The sequence below is a fragment of the Borborobacter xinjiangensis genome (genome assembly GCF_047739745.1).
Classification (GTDB): domain Bacteria; phylum Pseudomonadota; class Alphaproteobacteria; order Rhizobiales; family Rhizobiaceae; genus Pseudaminobacter.
Genome location: NZ_JBLLVA010000091.1, coordinates 1 through 814, shown reverse-complemented (window position 1 = coordinate 814; position 814 = coordinate 1). Strand labels below are relative to the sequence as shown.

Below are 814 nucleotides of genomic sequence, written 5' to 3'. Positions count from 1 at the left end.
ATGTCGGGCATGGGGTGGGCATGTTCGCCCGGCAGCAGTGTGCGAGGGGTGATGACCCGGCGGCATCGGCGCTGCCCGTGCCAATATAGGCGCCTGCCGCCATCCGTTCTCCGACGACAAATGTCGGTGAAGCCCCCACGCGGCCTCTCCTCGGGGCTGGTCTGACGCTGGGCCGGCCTTGGCCTGCAACGGCTTCGCCGACCTTCTTCCCCTGGCCTGAAGGCCATTCCTCGCGAGGCAACAAGCTCGGCTGCCGCCGTCCTGCGCTGTCGCTTCGGCCCTCCGGATGCAGTCGGCCGGACCCGCGTCCATCGACCGCCATCGAGGCCGCAAGGGGCGGCTTCGGACAAACAGTCAGGAGATACCAAAATGGCTCAGATCGGCACCTTCACCCGCGACGAAAACGGCAACTTTGCCGGGACCATCAGAACCCTCGCACTCAGCGTCAAGGCCACCATCAAGCCCTGCGACCGCGACAACGAAAAGGCGCCCGATCACCGCATCAGCGCAAACGGGGTCGAGCTCGGCGCAGGCTGGAGCAAAACCGCCAAGGAAACCGGCGCCGAATACCTCTCGGTCAAGCTCGACGACCCGTCCTTCACGGCTCCGGTCTACGCCTCCCTGGTCCAGGGCGACAAGGGCGAGCACAAGCTCATCTGGTCGCGATGAACCAGCAAGGGCGCTCCGCTCACCGGCGGGGCGCCCGCCTCGTACCCCTGGTATTATGCGGAGCAAAAGCCGCACGAAACGCCCGGAAACCGGGCACTCCAGACCACCCACTCCGCATAACGACACGCTATGCATAATCGACATT

The 814-nt window shown here is 65.4% G+C and carries 1 protein-coding gene; it reads left to right on the top strand.

The window, feature by feature from the left end; translation table 11 throughout:
- Nucleotides 1–369 precede the first annotated feature (369 nt).
- Nucleotides 370–669 carry a DUF736 domain-containing protein gene (locus tag ACLKMW_RS26465; RefSeq protein WP_415727512.1) on the top strand — a complete coding sequence of 100 codons (300 nt, stop codon included), beginning with the start codon at nt 370–372 and terminating at the stop codon, nt 667–669.
- Nucleotides 670–814 lie beyond the last annotated feature (145 nt).